Raw genomic sequence first — 16,250 nt, forward strand, 5'->3', positions numbered from 1 at the left:
CAGACATCGCGAAAAAGGTTATGAGAGTAGGAGAACGCCCTATGAGTGAGCAGATCGCGCCGCAGGCGTCGACGGAAGTACGAGTCGCCATTGTCGGCGTCGGTAACTGCGCGTCCTCGCTGGTTCAGGGCGTTCAGTATTACTACGACGCCGACGCGAACAGCACGGTGCCCGGCCTGATGCACGTGAAGTTCGGTCAGTACCACGTCCGCGATGTGAAGTTCGTCGCCGCGTTCGACGTGGACGCCAAGAAGGTCGGCTTCGACCTTTCGGAGGCGATCTTCGCGTCGGAGAACAACACGATCAAGATCGCCGACGTGCCGCCGACCAACGTCACCGTGCAGCGCGGCCCGACCCTCGACGGCATCGGCAAGTACTACGCCGAGACGATCGAGATCTCCGACACCGAGGCCGTCGACGTGGTCCAGGCGCTCAAGGACGCGAGCGTCGACGTGCTGGTGTCCTACCTACCGGTGGGCTCCGAAGAGGCCGACAAGTTCTACGCCCAGTGCGCGATCGACGCCGGCGTGGCGTTCGTCAACGCGCTGCCGGTGTTCATCGCCTCGGACCCGGTGTGGGCAAAGAAGTTCGTCGACGCGGGCGTGCCGATCGTCGGTGACGACATCAAGAGCCAGGTCGGCGCGACGATCACGCATCGCGTGATGGCCAAGCTGTTCGAGGACCGCGGCGTGCAGCTGGACCGCACCATGCAGCTCAACGTCGGCGGCAACATGGACTTCCTCAACATGCTCGAGCGCGAGCGGCTGGAGTCCAAGAAGATCTCCAAGACGCAGGCCGTCACCTCCAACGTGCAGCGCGAGTTCAAGACCCGCGACGTGCACATCGGCCCGTCCGACCACGTCGGCTGGCTCGACGACCGCAAGTGGGCCTACGTCCGGCTGGAAGGTCGTGCGTTCGGTGACGTGCCGCTGAATCTCGAGTACAAGCTCGAGGTCTGGGACTCGCCGAACTCCGCCGGCGTCATCATCGACGCGGTGCGCGCGGCCAAGATCGCCAAGGACCGCGGCATCGGCGGGCCCGTCGTGCCGGCGTCGGCCTACCTGATGAAGAGCCCCCCGAAGCAGCTGCCCGACGACATCGCGCGGGCACAGCTCGAAGAGTTCATTATCGAAGGCTGATCCACTCTCTTTCAGATCCGCGGGCGTAACGCCAGGGCGACTTCGGGGCCATTCCAGGGCCGGAATTTGCCGCAGCGTTACGTCCGCGGATTTTTTGTCTGGACAACGCGTCGACACGATGCTGTGCAGTCGCTTAGCATCACTAACTGATGAAGGTTCAGCCCGCCGCGTTCTTCCGAACGACGCTCCCCCTCGACCTGTCCCGGCTCCCTGAGCTCGACAGCGGTCGCTATCACTCGATCTGGCTCCCCGATCACATGGTCAGCTTCTGGCCGGACTCGATCTGGACGCCGGAATTCACCGACCTGGCCACCGCCTCGCCCTCGCCGCATCGCCACCTCGACGGGCTGGCCGTCGCGGCCGCGGCCGCCGTGCTGACCGAACGCGTCCCGCTCGTCAGCGCCGTCGTCGATACCGTGCGGCGCCACCCGTCGCTGCTCGCCCAGACCGCGCTGACGATCGACCACCTCGCGAAGGGGCGTTTCATCCTCGGCCTGGGCAGCGGCGAGAGCGAGAACACCCTGCCGTACGGCTTCGACTTCGCCCGGCCGGTCGCCCGTTTCGAGGAAGCGCTGACGGTGATCCGGCTGTTGTGGGAGAGCGACGGGCCGGTCGATTTCGAGGGCCAGTTCTACTCGCTGCATCACGCGCGACTGGACACCGAGCCCTACCAGGGCAGCACGCCGCCGATCTGGATCGGCGCCAGCGGTCCCCGGATGCTCGACATCGCCGGCCGGCACGCCGACGGCTGGTGGCCCGCCGGCGCGTGGACCCCGGAGCACTACGCCGAAATGCTCTCTGCGGTAAGGGCTTCGGCCGAGCGCGCCGGACGCGATCCGCAGGCGATCACGCCCTGCTTCATCCAGGTCTGCCTGATCGGCGAGAACGAGGGCGCCCTGGCCGAGATCCTGCGGGCCCCGCTGGTCAAGGCATTCCTGCTGCAGGTGTCGGCGGAGACGTTACGCGGCTTCGGCTTTGAGCACCCCATGGGCGAGAATTGGCGCGGCTTCCAGGACATCGACCCGGCGGTGCTCACCCGCGAGCGAATACTGGCGTTCCTCGACGACGCCCAACCCGAAATGCTGCTGGCCGTCGTCCCGCACGGCACACCCCGAGAGGTCGCCAAGATCATCAAGAGCTATGTTGACGCGGGCTTGCGGGTGCCGAAGATCCTCGACTACGGCGCCATGGCCGGGCTGTCGTACGCCGCGGCGTCGGCCGCCAATGTCCTTGCCACAGAGGACGAGCTGATGCGGCTGTGCGGGGATCTCTCGTGAGCACGCGGTTGGACGCCGAGGAGATGCTGGCCGCCGCCCAGGCCGAGACCGGCTTGCGCGACTACGGCGACCCGACGTTGCCGGAGCGCTTCGCCATCGCCGTCGACCACCTCAATTCCCTCGGCATGGACGCCGACGGCATATTCGAGGCCGAACAGGTATGCCGCTGGTTGCTGACGTCGCGGCTGGAATTCATCGAGGACCGCAACCGCTACCCCATCGGCGACGAGGTCGTCGACGCACCGATGTTCGTCACCGGCGAACCACGTTCGGGCACAACGCTTATGCACGCGCTGATGTCGGTCGATCCGCACGGACGCGCGCTGCGTTTCTGGGAGGTGATGTACCCCTCGCCGCCGCCGGGACTGGCCGGCCCCGACGACGACCGGCGCGAGCGGGCCGACGCGGACTGGCGTGAGATCAACCAGAAGATGCCCAAGTGGCTGCACAGCCATCCGTACAACGACATGCTGGGCGACGGCCTGCCCGAGGACGAACGCACCTGGGCGTTCGATTTCCGCGTGATGACGCCGACGGCGTGGTGGCGGGTGCCGATGCAGTCGCTGGTCGGCGGCCTGGCCACCGACTCGGCGGCGCAGTACCGCTTGCACAGGGCCATGCTGCAGCAGCTGCAATACCAGCGGCCACGAAAGTACTGGGTACTGAAGGGCTTTCACGGCTTCCGGCTCAAGGAGATGTTCGGCGCCTACCCCGATGCCACCCTGGTCTGGCTGCACCGCGACCCGGTGCAGGTCGCCGCGTCACGCACCATGATGATGGCCGACATCGCCGAGGGCATGGTCGGCGATGTCGACCTGCACGCCCTGGCGAAGATGCATCTGGAGTTGACCCGCGCCGGCGTCGCCAACACGATGAGCAACCCCATGGTGGACGACCCGCGCATCCTGCACGTCCGCTACACCGATTTCATTGCCGACCAGGTGGACACGGTGCGGCGCTACTACGAATTCGCCGGCCGCCGGGTCACGCCCGAGGCCGAGTCGGCCATGCGCGACTACCTGGTCAACAACCGTGGTGACCGCTACGGCAAGTTCCGCTACTCCACCCAGCTGCTCGTCGACATCGGCGAAGACCTCGACGCGCTGCACGCCGAATTCCGGCCCTTCCGTGAGCGATTCGGCGTCGAGATCGAGAACCGTGGCTGATCCCATGCCGGTCCACCAGCGCCTGTCCGTGCACAACGTCACCTTCTACGGCGCAGCGCTGGCCGAGCTGGAAGGGCACTGGGCCGACCTGGGCGTATCGCGGCTGAGCATCCTCGACGATCAGGTTCTCGATCCGGAGTTTCCAAAGCTGTTGCAGCGCAACGACTACACCGTCGAGGCGGTTACTCACGTCTTCGCCGGCGGGCGGCTGACCACCGACACGCAGGCGGCGCGGGACGCGCTGTTGGCCGTCATCGACGCGGCGGCCGGGGTGGGCGCACGAGTGGTCTACATGCTCACCGGTGGCCGGGACACGCTCGCTTGGCCGCAGGCCGCCGACCGGTTCGCCGGCATGATCGCGCCCTGCGTGGAGCACGCGAAGCGGGCCGGCGTGGCGCTGGCGATCGAAAACGCCTCGAGCCTGTACGTGGACATTCATCTCGCCCACACCCTGCGCGATACCATCACGCTGGCGGAGATGAGTGGGCTCGGTGTCTGCATTGAGCTTTTCCACTGTTGGGCGGAGGGCGATTTCGAAGCGATGGTGCAGCGTGCGTTGCCACGAACGGAGCTCATCCAGCTCAGCGACTACGTGCTGGGCGACCGGGCGCTGCCGGGCCGGGCGGTGCCCGGGGACGGCGCGATTCCGCTCGAACCCTTCGTCGCCCAGGCGCTGGCCGGGGGCTATGCGCACGGATTCGACCTGGAGCTGATCGGCCCCCGCATCGAGGCGGAGGGCCGCCTGGCCGCCGCGCGGCGCGCATGCGACGTCGCCGGCGCGATGCTGGCCAGATTGGGCGGCTGACAATGGCTTTCGGCGACGGCGCGGACGACGCGGCGCTGCGCGCGGCGTGGGCCGATTTCTGCGCGCAGCTTCAGAGCGCGGGCGATCGGGTCTTCAAGGATGCCAACGCCACCTCCGGGGCGCAGCGGGTCGACGCCTTCCGCTTCCTGACCCAGAACCTGGGCCAGGTGTTCGACCTGTCGCTGGAGACCCGCGACACCCGCTACCCGGCGGTGCACACCTTCTGTGGGCCGACCCGCAAGCTCGGCGGCGACTGCGCCGACTTCACCTACCAACAGGCCTGGATCGACGGGCAGTCGAGCTACCGGCTGGCCGGGAACCGCGGCGCCGCAAGGTTTTTCAACGTCACGGTGCAGGGCGCACGGGTGCCCGGGCCGGGCGTGCTGCACGAGCCCTTCGGCGACACGCCCGAGGCCAACCTGTTCGGCCAGCAGCTCAGCGTCAACGACGACGGGAGCTTCGAGATCTACATCGGCGGCCCCGAGCGTGGGCCAAACTGGCTGCCCACCACCGCGCAGTCGCGAAAGTTGTTCATCCGCCAGGGATTCGACCGATGGGACGAACTGCCGGCACAACTGCGCATCGAGCGGGTGGACATGTCCGACCCGAAACCGCTTCCCACGCCGGAGACCCTGGTCGAGGCGATGGGCTGGGCCGGCGAGTTCGTCACCGGTCTGATGTCGGATTGGCCGGAGTTTCCCTTCACCTACGGCGGTGTCGATGCCGGGCATCCGAACACCTTTCCGCAAGTAGGGGCGACCGAGGCGGACAGCAAGCGCGGACGTGCCGCTGCCAACATGTATTGGGAGCTGGCGCCAGACGAGGCGCTGATCGTCGAATTCGATGCCCATGACGGTCTGTGGATGTTCACCAACATGGGGGTCTTCTTCAACAGCATGGACTACCTCTACCGGCCGGTGAGCTACACGCCGAGCCGCACCAAAGCCGACCGCGACGGCCGCATCCGCCTGGTCATGGCGCATCGTGATCCGAATGTCCACAACTGGCTGGACACCCAGGGCTTTTCGCGCGGCAACCTGACCTACCGCCACATGCTCGAGGGCGAGCCCGCCGTGCTCGACACCCGGGTGGTCAAGCACGACGAGCTCATGCGCGCGCTGCCCGCGGACACTGCCACCGTGAGCGCAGCGGAACGCAGCGACGCCATGTGGGCACGATTTCACGGTATTCGGCGCCGCTACGTCCTCTAGTGTCAAAGATCGTGACCGAGATATCTGAGGACGGGCTGGCGGAGTTATCCGAGTTCTCGCTGCTGGCCGAGAACGCCGAGCAGGCCGGTTTCACGGGCCCGCTGCCAGAGGTCGAGCGCATCGAGACCGACATACCGAACGGCCGAATCAGCGCGCTGCGCTGGGGCGCACCCTCCCTCCAAACTCCCCCGCGGATCGTGTTTTTCCACGGCGGCGGGCAGAACGCGCACACCTGGGACACCGTCATCGTCGGCCTCGGCGAGCCGGCCCTGGCCGTCGACCTCCCGGGCCACGGCCATTCGAGCTGGCGCGAGGACGGTGACTACTCGCCGCGACACAACGCCGACGCGGTGGCGCCGGTGCTCCGGGCGCTGGCCCCGGAAGCCGAACTCATCGTCGGCATGTCGCTGGGCGGGCTGACCGGCATCCGGGTGGGCGCGATCGCGCCCGAACTCGTGCGCGAACTCGTGCTCGTCGACGTCACCCCGTCGGCGCTGCACCGCTATGCCGAGATGACCACCGAGCAGCAGGGCACAGTGGCGCTGGTCTCCGGCGAGCGCGAATTCCCCAGTTTCCAGGCCATGCTCGACCTGACCGTCGCGGCGGCACCGCATCGCGAGGTCAAGGCGCTGCGCCGCGGGGTGTTCCACAACTCGCGCCGGCTGGACAACGGCAACTGGTCGTGGCGTTACGACAACATCCGCAAGGTCCCCGAATTCGGTGACCTGTGGGAGGACGTCGACGCGCTGACCGCACCCGTCACGCTGGTCCGCGGCGGCTCGTCGCCGTTCGTCAGCGACGAGGACGCGGCCGAACTCGCCCAGCGCGCAACGCAATTCCGCGGCGCGAACATCGTCGAGAATTCCGGGCATTCGGTGCAAAGCGACCAGCCGCTGGTGCTGACCGAGCTGCTGCGCGGCGTGCTGCGGGCACGCTGACATCCCGGTCGGACATGACGGCAGACGAGCGCCCCGGCAGGCCCGCCGGGCGGCCGCGCGACAACTCGATCGACGACCGGGTGCTGGCCGTCACGCGCGAGGTGCTCGTCGAGGTCGGCTGGGACGAGCTGAGTGTGCGGCTGGTCGCGGCGCGCGCCGGGGTCGGCCGGTCCAGCCTGAATCGCCGTTGGTCGTCGAAGGCCGATCTGGTGCTGCACGCCATCCTCGGTGAAACCCCCGATATGTCAACGCTTTCCGTGACCGACGCGGCCGGCTGGATCGAATTTATCGTCGGCGGCAGTCATGAGCTGTTCAGCAGGCCGGACGTCAGGGCGGCCTTGCCGGGGCTGCTGATTGCCCTGCGCGAAAACGAGGACCTGCGCATTAGTTTGTGGGAGGAGTTCGCCGGCCCGGCGGTGCAACTCTTCGGCGAAGACGTCAACGCGACGACACCGGACGAACGACGCCGAGCCGATATCGACGCCCGGGCGTCGTTGGCGATGGCCGCGGGCGCCGCGTGGCTGATGACGACGATCGCCGTGGAGGACGACGCCGAGGTGCTGCTCAACCGAATCAGGCAGATACTGACCGCGGCGGTCGCCGAGCGCCGCTCGGGTTGAACCGGGCGCACTTCGGATGCGGCAGAGGCCTTTTCGTTGACTGCTGCGGCGAGTTGCACGGCCACTGATTCGACGACCGGTTCCCGGCCTTACGGTGTGTGTATGACCTCACCAGCGCGTCCCGACTTTCCCGTGCGCATCGGCGTGCAGCTACAGCCCCAGCACGCCCCGCACTACCGCCAACTCCGCGACGCCGTCCGCCGCTGCGAGGACATCGGCGTGGACGTCGCCTTCACCTGGGACCACTTCTTTCCGCTCTACGGCGATCCGGACGGCCCGCACTTCGAATGCTGGACGGTGCTGGCGGCCTGGGCCGAGCAGACGTCACGCATCGAGATCGGTGCGCTGGTGACGTGCAACTCGTACCGGAACCCCGAATTGCTCGCCGACATGGCCCGCACCGTCGACCACATCTCCGACGGCCGGCTGATCCTGGGCATCGGATCCGGCTGGAAACACAAGGACTACGACGAATACGGCTACGAGTTCGGAACGGTGGGCAGCCGGCTGGACGACCTGGCCGCGGCGTTCCCCCGGATCACCTCGCGGCTGGCCAAGCTCAACCCGGCGCCCACCCGCGACATCCCGATTCTGATCGGCGGCAAGGGCCCGCGCAAGACGCTGCGCATGGTCGCCGAGTACGGCGACATCTGGCACGGTTTCACCACCGTCGACACCTATCCGGAAGCGGCCGCCGTGCTCGACGAGCACTGCGCCGCCGTGGGGCGCGACCCGGCCACCATCGAACGGTCCGCCGGTGTCGAGGACAACAGCGGCGTGCGGCGCGGCGAAGGCGTCAAGGCCCTGCTCGCGAACGCCGAAGGCCTCACCGCACTGGGCGTCACGCTGCTGACCATCGGGGTCAACGGTCCGAACTACGACCTGAGCGCCGCCGAAGCTCTGTGCAAATGGCGCGACGGGCGCTGAGGCGGTCAATTCGCGTTAGTCTTTGCTTCATCGGTCAAACACCTGAACGCAGGCCCGAAGTCATGAGAGGCTTCACACCGCTAACCGGCCGCAGCGGTTTTTGAAAGAGACTGAAGAGCAGATGCCCAAGAAATACGGGGTCAAGGAAAAGGACCTGGTTGTTTCGCACATTCTCAACCTGGTGCTGACCGGCAAACTGCGCAGCGGCGACCGCGTCGACCGGAATGAGATTGCGATCGGCCTGGGCGTCAGCCGCGTCCCGATTCAAGAGGCGCTGGTCCAGCTGGAACACGACGGCATCGTGTCGACCCGCTATCACCGCGGCGCGTTCGTCGAGCGGTTCGACGCCGCCACCGTGCGCGAACACCACGAGCTCGACGGGATGTTCAACGGCGTCGCCTCGGCGCGTGCGGCCGCCAGTCCGACGCCACGAATCCTGGGTCAACTCGATACGCTGATGCGCTCGCTGCGGGCAGCGAAGGACTCGCGGGCCTTCGCCGAGATCGCCGGTGAATACCGGCGCACCGTGACCGAGGAGTATGCGGGGCCGCGGCTGCACGCCCTGCTGCGCGCATCGCAGAACCTCATTCCTCGCATGTTCTGGATGACCTACCAGCACAGCCTCGACGACATGTTGCCGTTCTACGAAGACGAGACGTCCGCAATACACCGGCGCGACCCGGAGGCGGCGCGGGCCGCGTGCGTGGGCCGCTCGGAGCTGATGGCCCAGACCATGCTGGCCGAGCTGTTCCGGCGCAGGGTGTTCAGCGCGCCCGCGGACACGCGCAACGTGGTCCCCCCGCTGCACGCAATCGCCGGTGCCGACGCCGCGCGCGGCGAGCCCGCGATCGCGCTCTGAGGAAAGTTCTCACCAAGCCGAGCCGCCGGTGAGCCGATACGGTATCGGTGATGAGTTTGCGCAACAGCCCGCGCGGTACCCGCGGGGCGAAGCTACTCGGACTGGCCGCGACGATGTTGATCGTGTGCGGCCTGACTCTTGCTGCTCCCCCGGCGCCCGCGCGCGCCGACCGAAACCAATGCGCGCCGGGCGGCCCGGACAGCGCGAGCGCTATGCCCAAAGACCTGACCACCGTCGGCGGCATCGGTCGAGACGACGACGACACGACGCCGACCGTCGAGCCGCTCAGCGCCGTCGACGTCAACGCGCTGGGGCTTGGAACGGGTGGCGTCCTGACCGTCGGCACCCTGTCGGATGCGCCGCCGTCGATCTGCGTCGACACCACCGGCCAATTCAGCGGATTCGACAACCAGCTGCTGATGGCCATCGCGAAAAAGCTGGGGCTGCAAGTCCGTTTCATGAGCACCGATTTCTCGGCGCTGCTCGCCCAGGTTGCCTCGCATCGTTTCGACGTCGGCTCGGCGTCGGTGAAAGCCACCGAGCCCAGGCGTCGCACCGTCGGGTTCACCAACGGCTACGACTTCGGCTACTACTCGCTGGTGGTGCCGCCCGGGTCGCCGATCAAGAACTTCAGCGATCTGGCCCAGGGGCAGCGCATCGGGGTCGTGCAGGGCACGGTCGAGGAGTCCTACGTCGTCGACGACCTGCACCTGCAACCGGTGAAGTACCCCGGCTTTTCCACGGTGTACGGCAGCCTCAAGACACACCAGCTCGACGCGTGGGTGGCGCCGGCGGCCTTGGCGGCCAACCTGATGAAGCCGGGAGATCCGGCGGTGGTGGTTGCGCACGCCTTCACCCCGGGTGACTTCGTCGCGTATGCGGTCGCCAAGGACAACGGGCCGTTGATCGCGGTGCTGAACTCCGGGCTGGACGCGGTAATCGCCGACGGCACCTGGGCGCGGCTGTACAGCGAGTGGGTCCCGCGGCCGTTGCCACCCGGCTGGAAGCCCGGATCGAAAGCCGCTCCGGCCCCGACGTTGCCGGACTTCGCCGCGATCGCCGCGAGCCGCCACCATCATTCGCTGGGACCGGCCGCGCCGAAATCCACTCTGGCGCAATTGCGTGACCAGTTTTTCAACTGGGATCTCTATCGCGAAGCCATTCCCACTCTGTTGAAGACGGGCCTACCCAACACGTTGATCCTGACCAACAGCGCGATCGTGATCGGGCTGCTGCTGGGCATGGTGCTGGCGATGGCAGGAATGTCGAATTCGCGTTGGCTGCGCTGGCCGGCGCGCGTCTATACCGACATCTTCCGCGGCCTTCCTGAGGTGGTGATCATCCTCATCATCGGGATGGGGATCGGGCCGCTGGTGGGCGGGCTGACGGATAACAATCCCTACCCGCTGGGCATCGCCGCGCTGGGATTGATGGCCGCCGCCTACATCGGCGAGATTCTGCGCTCGGGAATTCAAAGTGTCGACGCCGGCCAACTGGAAGCCTCCCGCGCGCTCGGGTTCAGCTACCCGGCCGCGATGCGGCTGGTGGTGGTACCGCAGGGAATACGGCGCGTCCTGCCCGCGCTGGTCAACCAATTCATCGCCCTGCTGAAGGGCTCCGCCCTGGTGTACTTCCTGGGGCTGGTCGCCCAAGAGCGGGAGCTGTTTCAAGTGGGCCGCGACCTCAACGCGCAGACCGGTAACCTGTCACCACTCGTCGCGGCGGGGCTCTTCTATCTGTTATTGACCATCCCGTTAACGCATTTGGTGAATTACATCGACAACCGACTGCGCCGCGGCAGCCCGACGGAGCATTCGGACAAATCCGCCGAGATCACCACTTCCACCCTGGGCCAGGGGATGACGTGACGGACAGCCGTATCGCGCGACCGTCAGTCTCGTTGCAGGCCAAGGACATCCACCAGATCCTCGGCGGAACGAAGGTGCTGCGCGGGGTGGATATCGAGGTACCCGCGGGTACGACGGCGGCCGTGATCGGACCGTCGGGCTCCGGGAAGTCCACACTGCTGCGCACCCTGAACCGCTTGCACGAGCCGGATAGCGGGGACATTCTGCTCGACGGACGGTCCGTGCTGGACGACGATCCCGCCGAACTCCGCCAGCGGATCGGCATGGTCTTCCAGCATTTCAATCTGTTCCCGCATCTGAGCATCCTCAAGAATGTCGCGCTCGCGCCGCGCAAGCTGCGCGGCCTGTCAACCGACGAGGCCCGCGACCTCGCGCTGCGGCAGCTGGACCGAGTTGGGCTGAAACACAAGGCAGATGCCCGGCCCAGCATGCTGTCCGGCGGCCAACAACAGCGGGTCGCGATCGCCCGGGCCCTGGCCATGGCCCCGCAGGTGATGTTCTTCGACGAGGCGACCTCCGCGCTGGATCCGGAAATGGTCAAAGGCGCGCTGGAACTCATCGCGGACCTCGGCGCGGGCGGCATGACGATGGTTGTTGTCACGCATGAAATGGGATTCGCGCGGTCGGCGTCGGACGCGGTGGTATTCATGGATCAAGGCAAAGTCGTGGAATGCGGTCCCCCCGAGCAGATATTCGAAGCCGCTAAAACCGAGCGCCTGCAGCGATTTCTGTCCCAGGTGCTGTGACGGCCAATAACTAGTCCCCGATAGCTCCCTTGTACGGCCCGCATATCGGGTTAGACTGCCGACTTATGGCGGACAGCGATTCCACCGCAACCGATGTGACCGAGCTTGCGGAAGGGTTGCACCGTGCGCTGTCCAAACTGTTTTCGATCCTGCGTCGTGGCGATCCCACCAGCGGGGTGGTGGCCGGAGAACTGACCCTGGCGCAGCTGTCGATCTTGATCACCCTGCTCGATCAGGGGCCGATCCGGATGACCGACCTGGCCGCCCACGAACGGGTGCGCACCCCTACTACTACGGTGGCGATTCGCCGGCTGGAGAAGGTCGGACTGGTGAAGCGCTCGCGCGACCCGTCCGACCTGCGGGCCGTGCTGGTCGACATCACGCCGCGCGGCCGGGCGGTTCATTCCGAGTCGCTGGCCAACCGCTACGCCGCGCTGGCCGCGATGCTCAGCCAGCTGTCCGGATCCGACCTGGCGACCCTGACCGAGGCGCTGGCCCCGCTGGAACGCCTGTCGGACAAACCGGCCTCCGGCCCCAACGGAGAGTCGGCCGCGCGCAAGCAAGCGTGAAACCGGCTCGATTCCAACGACATTGGTGATGCTCGTAGACTAGGTGCATGCCAACTGCACTCATCACGGGCGCCAGCGGCGGCATCGGCTCCGCCATCGCCAGGGCGCTGGCCCCGACCCACGACCTGTTGCTGGCCGGGCGGCCCTCCGCCCGGCTCGACGCCGTTGCGCTGGAGCTCGATGCCACGACCTTTCCGATGGACCTCACCGACACCGAAGCGATCGAGTCCGCGTGCGAAATCGTCGACGAACTCGATGTGCTGGTGCACAACGCGGGGCTGTCCATTCCCGGCCGGGTCGAGGAGACGAGCGTCGAGGAGTGGCGGGCCACCTTCAGCGTGAATGTGTTTGGGCCGGTGGCTCTTACACTGGCACTGCTGCCGGCCCTGCGGGCCGCCCGCGGTCAAGTGGTATTCATCAATTCCGGGGCGGGGCGCAACGCCTCCCCCGGCATGGCCTCCTACTCGGCGAGCAAATTCGCGTTGCGCGCGTTCGCCGATTCGCTGCGCGGCGACGAGCCGGGGCTGCGGGTGACCACGGTTTACCCTGGCCGCACCGACACCGAGATGCAGCGCGAACTCGTCGCGTTCGAAGGCGGCGAATACGACCCGCACAATTTCCTGCGAGCCGAAACCGTAGCGGCCGCGGTCGCCAATGTGGTGGCCACGCCCCGCGACGGGCATGTGCACGAGGTGATGCTCCGCCCCGGGAAGCGCTAGCCTCCTGGTGTTCAGACGACCAGGTTGACCAGCCGGCCCGCGACCACGATCACCTTGCGCGGGGCGGCGCCGGCCAGGAAGGCCTGGACCTTTACGTCCGCCAGCGCCGCGGCTTTCACCGTTTCCTCATCGGCGTCGGCGGCCACCACCACCCGGCCACGCACCTTGCCGTTGACCTGAACCGGGAACTCGACGGTGTCCTCGACGAGGTAGGCGGGGTCGGACTTCGGGAACGGGCCGTGCGCCAACGGCGTGCTGTGGCCCAGCCGCAGCCACAACTCCTCCGCCAGGTGCGGGGCCAGCGGCGCCAGCAGCAGCACCAGCGGCTCGACCGCCGCGCGGGGCACCGCGTCGCGATGCGCCTTGGTGAGATGGTTGGTGTACTCGATCAGCTTGGCCGCCGCGGTGTTATTGCGCAGCGCCGCATAGTCTTCCGATGCTCCCGCGATAGTGCGATGCAGCACCCGCAGCGTCTCGGTGTCCAGTTCCTGCTCGCCGGCGTCTTGCACCCGGGGATCGCCGGTGTTCTCGTCGACCACCAGCCGCCACACGCGCTGCAGGAAGCGATACGCGCCGACGACGTCTTTGGTGGCCCAGGGGCGGGACGCCTCCATCGGTCCCATCGACATCTCGTACACCCGCAGCGTGTCCGCGCCATATTCGTCGCAGATCGTGTCGGGCGAGATCGAATTCTTCAGGCTCTTACCGATTTTCCCGAATTCCTGGAAGACCTCGATCTCGCCGTCGGGGCCCGGATAGACGAATCCGTCGCCGCGCTCGACCACTTCCTCGGCCGGCACATAGGAACCCCGCGCATCGGTGTACGCGAAGGCCTGAATGTAGCCCTGGTTGACCAGCTTGCGATACGGCTCCCGCGACGTGACATGACCCAGGTCGTACAGGACCTTGTGCCAGAACCGGCAATACAGCAGGTGTAGCACCGCGTGTTCGGCACCGCCGACGTACAGGTCGACGCCGCCCGGGTCCTGTGGGCCGTGCTCGGCGGGCCGCGGGCCCATCCAGTAGGCCTCGTTTTCCTTGGCGCAGAACCGTTCTGAGTTGTGCGGATCGGTGTAGCGCAGTTCGTACCAGGAGCTGCCGGCCCATTGCGGCATCACGTTGGTGTCGCGCGTGTAGGGCTTCAGGCCGTCGCCCAGGTCCAGGTCGACGTGCACCCACTCGGTGGCCTTGGCCAGCGGAGGCGACGGCTCGCTGCTCGCGTCGTCGGGGTCGAACGACACCGGCGAGTAGTCGCGCACATCGGGCAGCTCGACGGGCAGCGCGGCGTCGTCGAGGGCGCGCGCCCGGCCGTCGCTGTCGTAGACGATCGGGAACGGCTCACCCCAATACCGCTGACGGGCGAAAAGCCAGTCGCGCAACCTGAATTCGATGCGCGCCCGGCCCCGGCCCTCTGACTCCAGGCGGGCGGTGATCGCCTCCTTGGCCGCGGCCACGTCCATTCCGTCGAGGTATCCGGAGTTCACCAGGACGCCGTCGCCAGCGTAGGCGGCCTCCGAAATATCGCCGCCGGCAATGACTTCCAGGATGGGCAGGTGGAATTCCGTCGCGAAATCCCAGTCCCGCTGATCATGGCCGGGCACCGCCATGATCGCCCCGGTGCCATATCCCGCCAACACGTAGTCGGCGATGAAGATCGGCACCGGCTTCCCGTTGGCCGGGTTGATCGCGTAGCTGCCCAGGAAGACGCCGGTCTTCTGCTTGCTCTCCTGGCGCTCCAAATCGGACTTCGCCGCGATCGCGCCCCGGTAGGCCGCGACGGCTTCCGCGGGGGTCGCCGCGCCATAGGTCCAGCTGGAGTCGACGTCGCCGGGCCACGCCGCGGCGACCAGCTCGTCGACCAGGTCGTGTTCGGGTGCCAGCACCAGGTAGGTCGCGCCGAACAGGGTGTCGGGGCGCGTGGTGAACACCTCGATGTCGGCCGTCGAACCTGCCCGGTCGCCGTTGGTCAGTGGCGCCGAGAACAACGCCTCGGCACCGGTCGAACGCCCGATCCAATTGCGCTGCATGGTCTTGACCTTCTCCGGCCAGTCCAGCAGGTCGAGGTCGTCGAGCAGCCGGTCGGAGTAGAGGGTGATCCGCATCATCCACTGCCGCAACCGCTTTCGGAATACCGGGAAGTTGCCGCGATCGCTGCGGCCGTCGGAGGTGACCTCTTCGTTGGCCAGCACCGTGCCCAGCCCGGGACACCAGTTCACCATCGAGTCGGCCCGGTACACCAGGCGGAAACCGTCGATAACGTCGGCGCGCTCCCCCGCCGACAACGTCGCCCAGTCCCGGCCGTCGTCGACTCGGCGCTGCCCGGAATCGAATTCGGCGATCAGCTCGGCGATCGGGCGCGCCTTGGAGGCCGCGGTGTCGAACCAGGCGTTGTAGATCTGCAGGAAGATCCATTGCGTCCATTTGTAGAACTCGACATCGGTGGTCGAGAAGCTGCGCCGGCTGTCGTGCCCGAGGCCCAGCCGGCCCAGCTGCCGACGGAAGTTGACGATGTTGGCGTCGGTCCTGATGCGCGGGTGGGTGCCGGTTTGCACCGCATACTGCTCGGCGGGCAGGCCGAACGAATCAAAGCCGAGCGCATGCAAGACGTTCCGGCCGTTCATGCGGAAGTAACGCGCATAGACATCGGTGGCGATGTAGCCCAGCGGGTGCCCGACGTGCAGGCCGTCGCCCGACGGGTACGGGAACATGTCCTGCACGAACAACTTGTCGTCGGGGACCGCGCCCCCGTCCGCGGGAGCCAGTGACCCGACCGGGTTGGGCACGTTGAACGTCCCGAGCCGCGCCCAGTTCTGCTGCCAATCGGCCTCGATACGGCCGGCCAATTCCGCGGTGTAGCGGTACGGCGGAGCGTCGGAGTCCGTCGGGGCGGCCGGGGAGTTGCTCCGAGACGCGGTGGTCGGGGGTTCGGTCACGTGACCAGGGTATAAGGACCGCCTCGCCGGGTTTGTCGGCCACAGGTTGATAAAGGTTGAGTTGCGCGCCGATCAGAGCTTCATCCCAGGTCGGTTTCGAGCCTGTCCACCGGCTTTGACCCGTGGTTACAGTCAGCCTCTGTACGACGGGTGCTGGTCTCCCAGCCATTCGGAAGGACCGACGGAGATGATTGAGATCACCGTTCCGTGGCGTGTATTCGTAGGCGGCTTCGCCGCCGGCGCGATCGGCGTCACCATTTTTGCCAGCGGCACGGCGTCCGCCGATCCGGTTGCGCCCGCACCGCCTCCCGCGCCGGCTCCGGCCGCACCGGTGCAGGCGCCGCAGAACTTCATCGCCAACCCCGGCGGCGGCAACCGGTTCGTCCCCACTCCACCGTCGGCGAATCCCTTTGCGCCGCCGAGCCTTGCCGTGGCCCCGGCCACGCCCGGTGTGGCGGCCGTCGTTCCGAACC

The 16,250-nt window shown here is 67.2% G+C and carries 14 protein-coding genes and 1 pseudogene; 14 read left to right on the forward strand and 1 reads right to left on the reverse strand.

The window, feature by feature from the left end:
- Window positions 1-41: 41 nt before the first annotated feature.
- From MRAB57_RS08015 to MRAB57_RS08075, 13 genes are all read left to right on the forward strand, one after another.
- Entirely contained in the window at window positions 42-1,139 is a 1,098-nt protein-coding gene (locus tag MRAB57_RS08015) for an inositol-3-phosphate synthase (RefSeq protein WP_077087093.1), read from the forward strand.
- A gap of 149 nt (window positions 1,140-1,288) precedes the next feature.
- Window positions 1,289-2,416, forward strand: coding sequence for an LLM class flavin-dependent oxidoreductase (locus MRAB57_RS08020; protein WP_077087094.1), 1,128 nt, complete (start codon window positions 1,289-1,291; stop codon window positions 2,414-2,416).
- Window positions 2,413-3,582 carry a sulfotransferase family protein gene (locus MRAB57_RS08025; RefSeq protein ID WP_077087095.1) on the forward strand — a complete coding sequence of 390 codons (1,170 nt, stop codon included), beginning with the start codon at window positions 2,413-2,415 and terminating at the stop codon, window positions 3,580-3,582. Before MRAB57_RS08020 ends, MRAB57_RS08025 begins: the two co-directional genes overlap by 4 nt.
- A gap of 4 nt (window positions 3,583-3,586) precedes the next feature.
- Complete coding sequence (locus MRAB57_RS08030; protein ID WP_077087096.1) at window positions 3,587-4,387, forward strand: sugar phosphate isomerase/epimerase family protein; 801 nt, start codon at window positions 3,587-3,589, stop codon at window positions 4,385-4,387.
- Between the two features lie 2 nt (window positions 4,388-4,389).
- On the forward strand, window positions 4,390-5,598 hold the full coding sequence (locus MRAB57_RS08035) for a DUF1214 domain-containing protein (RefSeq protein WP_077087097.1): 1,209 nt from the start codon (window positions 4,390-4,392) through the stop codon (window positions 5,596-5,598).
- Window positions 5,599-5,609: 11 nt separating this feature from the next.
- Entirely contained in the window at window positions 5,610-6,536 is a 927-nt protein-coding gene (locus MRAB57_RS08040) for an alpha/beta fold hydrolase (RefSeq protein WP_077090467.1), read from the forward strand.
- 14 nt (window positions 6,537-6,550) lie between these two features.
- Entirely contained in the window at window positions 6,551-7,156 is a 606-nt protein-coding gene (locus tag MRAB57_RS08045; RefSeq protein ID WP_077087098.1) for a helix-turn-helix domain-containing protein, read from the forward strand.
- A gap of 102 nt (window positions 7,157-7,258) precedes the next feature.
- Entirely contained in the window at window positions 7,259-8,083 is an 825-nt protein-coding gene (locus tag MRAB57_RS08050) for an LLM class F420-dependent oxidoreductase (RefSeq protein ID WP_077087099.1), read from the forward strand.
- 121 nt (window positions 8,084-8,204) lie between these two features.
- Complete coding sequence (locus MRAB57_RS08055; RefSeq protein WP_077087100.1) at window positions 8,205-8,942, forward strand: GntR family transcriptional regulator; 738 nt, start codon at window positions 8,205-8,207, stop codon at window positions 8,940-8,942.
- Window positions 8,943-8,992: 50 nt separating this feature from the next.
- On the forward strand, window positions 8,993-10,810 hold the full coding sequence (locus MRAB57_RS08060) for an ABC transporter substrate-binding protein/permease (protein WP_077087101.1): 1,818 nt from the start codon (window positions 8,993-8,995) through the stop codon (window positions 10,808-10,810).
- Complete coding sequence (locus tag MRAB57_RS08065; RefSeq protein ID WP_077087102.1) at window positions 10,807-11,556, forward strand: amino acid ABC transporter ATP-binding protein; 750 nt, start codon at window positions 10,807-10,809, stop codon at window positions 11,554-11,556. Before MRAB57_RS08060 ends, MRAB57_RS08065 begins: the two co-directional genes overlap by 4 nt.
- A 65-nt stretch (window positions 11,557-11,621) precedes the next feature.
- Window positions 11,622-12,125, forward strand: a complete 504-nt coding sequence (locus MRAB57_RS08070) for a MarR family winged helix-turn-helix transcriptional regulator (protein WP_077087103.1) — start codon at window positions 11,622-11,624, stop codon at window positions 12,123-12,125.
- Between the two features lie 47 nt (window positions 12,126-12,172).
- A complete protein-coding gene (locus tag MRAB57_RS08075; RefSeq protein ID WP_077087104.1) occupies window positions 12,173-12,844 on the forward strand; it encodes an SDR family oxidoreductase in 672 nt (223 codons plus the stop codon).
- 11 nt (window positions 12,845-12,855) lie between these two features.
- Here the strand turns inward: MRAB57_RS08075 and leuS are convergent, their stop codons facing one another.
- Entirely contained in the window at window positions 12,856-15,777 is a 2,922-nt protein-coding gene (leuS, locus tag MRAB57_RS08080; RefSeq protein WP_077087105.1) for a leucine--tRNA ligase, read from the reverse strand.
- Window positions 15,778-15,964: 187 nt separating this feature from the next.
- Here leuS and MRAB57_RS28760 point away from each other — a divergent pair.
- A pseudogene (locus tag MRAB57_RS28760) lies at window positions 15,965-16,250 on the forward strand (LpqN/LpqT family lipoprotein); the annotation flags it as partial.

The sequence above is a fragment of the Mycobacterium rhizamassiliense genome (assembly GCF_900157375.1).
Classification (GTDB): Bacteria; Actinomycetota; Actinomycetes; order Mycobacteriales; family Mycobacteriaceae; genus Mycobacterium; species Mycobacterium rhizamassiliense.

Bases quoted from the DNA above. Each gene is read 5' to 3' on its own strand.
- MRAB57_RS08070 (WP_077087103.1), top strand. From the start codon at position 11,622: ATGGCGGACAGCGATTCCACCGCAACCGATGTGACCGAGCTTGCGGAA.
- MRAB57_RS08035 (WP_077087097.1), top strand. From the start codon at position 4,390: ATGGCTTTCGGCGACGGCGCGGACGACGCGGCGCTGCGCGCGGCGTGG.
- MRAB57_RS08060 (WP_077087101.1), top strand. From the start codon at position 8,993: ATGAGTTTGCGCAACAGCCCGCGCGGTACCCGCGGGGCGAAGCTACTC.
- MRAB57_RS08050 (WP_077087099.1), top strand. From the start codon at position 7,259: ATGACCTCACCAGCGCGTCCCGACTTTCCCGTGCGCATCGGCGTGCAG.
- MRAB57_RS08020 (WP_077087094.1), top strand. From the start codon at position 1,289: ATGAAGGTTCAGCCCGCCGCGTTCTTCCGAACGACGCTCCCCCTCGAC.
- MRAB57_RS08045 (WP_077087098.1), top strand. From the start codon at position 6,551: ATGACGGCAGACGAGCGCCCCGGCAGGCCCGCCGGGCGGCCGCGCGAC.
- MRAB57_RS08030 (WP_077087096.1), top strand. From the start codon at position 3,587: ATGCCGGTCCACCAGCGCCTGTCCGTGCACAACGTCACCTTCTACGGC.
- MRAB57_RS08055 (WP_077087100.1), top strand. From the start codon at position 8,205: ATGCCCAAGAAATACGGGGTCAAGGAAAAGGACCTGGTTGTTTCGCAC.
- MRAB57_RS08075 (WP_077087104.1), top strand. From the start codon at position 12,173: ATGCCAACTGCACTCATCACGGGCGCCAGCGGCGGCATCGGCTCCGCC.
- MRAB57_RS08015 (WP_077087093.1), top strand. From the start codon at position 42: ATGAGTGAGCAGATCGCGCCGCAGGCGTCGACGGAAGTACGAGTCGCC.